This is a genomic window from Thermomonas sp. LB-4, assembly GCF_036409385.1.
Classification (GTDB): domain Bacteria; phylum Pseudomonadota; class Gammaproteobacteria; order Xanthomonadales; family Xanthomonadaceae; genus Thermomonas.
This window is the reverse complement of record NZ_JAXOFT010000049.1, coordinates 1-2900: the sequence shown is the minus strand read 5'-3', so window position 1 is coordinate 2900 and position 2900 is coordinate 1. Positions and strand designations below refer to the sequence as shown.

The following is a 2900-nucleotide window of genomic DNA, read 5'->3' as shown; positions in this document are numbered from 1 at the left end:
CAGACCACCCATCACCCGCATCCAACTGAACAACGTAGTGGGTTTACACAGCTAGCCGTGCGCCAGTTCACAGTGCAGGGCGCGAAGCTGCGACGGCCGGACATCGTGCTGTTCGTCAACGGCTTGCCACTCGTGGTGGTCGAGCTGAAGAACCCGGCCGATCTCAACGCGGACTTCGAGTCCGCCTGGAACCAGATCCAGAACTACAAGGCCGAGATTCCGCAGCTGTTCTGGTTCAACCTGCTCAATGTCGTTTCCGACGGCACGGTGGCGCGCTACGGTTCGCTCAGTGCCGATCTGTCGCGCTACTCGCGCTGGCGGCTGCTGGACGGTAAGAAGGTCCGCGACGGGCAGCTGGAGCTGGAAGTACTCATGCGCGGCCTGCTCAACCCTGCGACGCTGCTGGACTTCTTCCGAGGCTACGTTGCTTATGCCGGGGCAGACGGTGGCGCCAGCTTCAAGATCATCGCCCAGTGGCACCAGTATCACGGGGTGAAGAAGTCAGTCGAGCGCGCGGTCGAAGCGCTAACCCAGCGCAAGGACGGCAAGGGCGGCGTGATCTGGTTCACCCAAGGCTCGGGCAAGTCGCTGCTGGCCCTGTTCTATGTGATGGCACTGCGCGATCGGCAGGAGTTCCGCAATCCCACGGTGGTGCTGGTTACCGACCGCAACGACTTGGACGGCCAGCTCTACGAAACATTCTCCGATAGCGCCTGGTCGCTGCGCGCAACGCCCACCCAGGCCGACAGTCGCGAGGATCTGCGCCGGATGCTGTCGGAGGTGCAGGCTGGCGGAGTGTTCTTCACCACCATCAACAAGTTTGCGCCTGAGCCGGGCCTGACCTCCGTGCCGGTACTGTGCGAGCGCGACAACGTGGTGGTGATCGCCGACGAGGCGCACCGCACCCAGTACGGCTTCCGCGCCGACCTGGACACAAGGACTGGCAAAACCAAGTACGGCTTGGCCAAGTACATGCGCGATGCTCTGCCCAATGCCATCTACCTGGGCATGACCGGCACGCCTGTGAGCTTGGACGACCGCGACACCGAGGCCGTCTTCGGCAGCTACGTCGACGTTTACGACATGATCGCAGCACAGGAAGACGAGGCGGTGGTGCCGGTCAGCTACGAGTCTCGCATCATCGAGCTGCGCTTCAACGAGGCCGAGAAGCAGGCGCTGATGGACGAGTTCCTCGACGCTACCGGCGACGAGGACGAGGCCGAACAGAACCGCACTGCCAGCCGCTACACCCGGCTGGAGGCATTGGCCATGGCCGACGGGCGGATGGCGACCCTGGCCGAAGACCTTGTGGCTCACTGGGAAGTACGCAAGGAGTCGGTGGCCGGCAAGGCGATGATCGTGGCCGTTTCGCGCGAGGCCGCGGTTCGGCTGTATGACGAGATCGTGAAGTTGCGCCCGGACTGGCATGCGGACGACATCAACTCCGGTCGGATCAAGGTCGTCATGACCGGCAGCTCCGCCGACCCGCCTCACATACAGCTGCACCGCACCGACAAGGCCGATCGCAAGCTGCTGGAGAAGCGCTTCAAACAGTCACCCGACGAGCTGAAGCCGCACGTGACGCCGCTGGAACTGGTGATCGTGCGCGACATGTGGCTGACTGGCTTCGATGCCCCGCCCGTGCACACCCTGTACGTGGACAAGCCCATGCAGGGCCACGGCCTGATGCAGGCCATTGCTCGCACCAACCGCATCTGGATGGATAAGCCCGGCGGCCTGGTGGTCGACTACATCGGGATTGGCGAGGAGCTGAAGAAGGCCATCCGCCAATACACACGCGACAGCGGTGCAGAGCGCGAGCCGGTGGACACCTCCGGCGCGGCGCTATGCATCTTGCTCGATACCCTGGACGTGGTTTGCAAGGAGTTCTTCCCAAACTTCGACTGCAGCGGATTCGAAGATCCGAAGCGCGCCCTCGCGCTGCTGGCGCCAGCGATGGAGCACATCCTCAAGCTGGACCCAGAACCCGACGATAAGGGTCGCAACCGTGGCGTGCGCTCGTACCTCGACCAGGTCGCAAAGCTGACCAAGGCGCAGGCACTGGCCGGCACCCGGCCCGAGGCGATGGCGGTGCGCGAAGAGATCGCCTTCTTCCAGGCGGTCCGCGTGAGCCTCATCAAGCTGACCCGTTCTGCAGGAGGGTTGTCGCGACTGGAAAAGGAGGCCGCGCTGCGCCAGCTCGTGGCCCGGGGCGTGCTGGTGGAAGGCGTCAATGACCTCTACGGCACGCTCGGTTTGGACAAGCCGGACATCAGTCTGTTGGACGAACGCTTCCTCGCCCAGATCCGCGAGATGCCGACGAAGAACCTGGCGGCCGAACTGCTGGAACGCCTGCTAGCCGACCAGATCCGGTCGCGCGGGCAAAGGAACGCACTGCAGGGCAAGGAATTCGCCACCCGGCTGGAGGAAGCGATCAACCGCTACCAGAACCGAGGCCTGACCACGGTCGAAGTGATCGAAGAGCTGATCCGGCTGGCCCGGGAGATCAACGAGGCACGCCCGCCGGACGGCATGAGCGAGGAAGAGTTCGCCTTCTATCAAGCGTTGGCGGAGAACGAATCTGCAGTGCGAGAACTCGGCCATCCCGTGTTGCGCGCGCTGGCGCAGGAGTTGACCGAAAAGCTACGCAAGTCGGCGACGATCAACTGGCAGAACCGTAAGGACTCACGCGCGAAGATGGTGGCGATGGTGAAGGTGCTGCTGGCAACGCACCGGTATCCGCCGGACAAGCAGCCGGAGGCGATTGAGAAGGTAATAGCGCAAGCGGAGCTGTTGGCGGATGTATGGGCAGTGTAGTGCCAATGCAGGAGCGGCTGCTTTCGACCGAGGCTGTGTAAAAACTCGTCTGCGACGAACTTCGTGCAGTATCGCGGTCTGAT

The 2900-nt window shown here is 63.3% G+C and carries 1 protein-coding gene; it reads left to right on the top strand.

Features of this window, described 5'->3' with window-relative positions:
• The first annotated feature begins 57 nt into the window (after window positions 1-57).
• Window positions 58-2817: a type I restriction endonuclease subunit R gene (locus SPK54_RS13535; RefSeq protein ID WP_330948393.1), complete on the top strand. Its 2760-nt coding sequence runs from the start codon at window positions 58-60 to the stop codon at window positions 2815-2817.
• Window positions 2818-2900 lie beyond the last annotated feature (83 nt).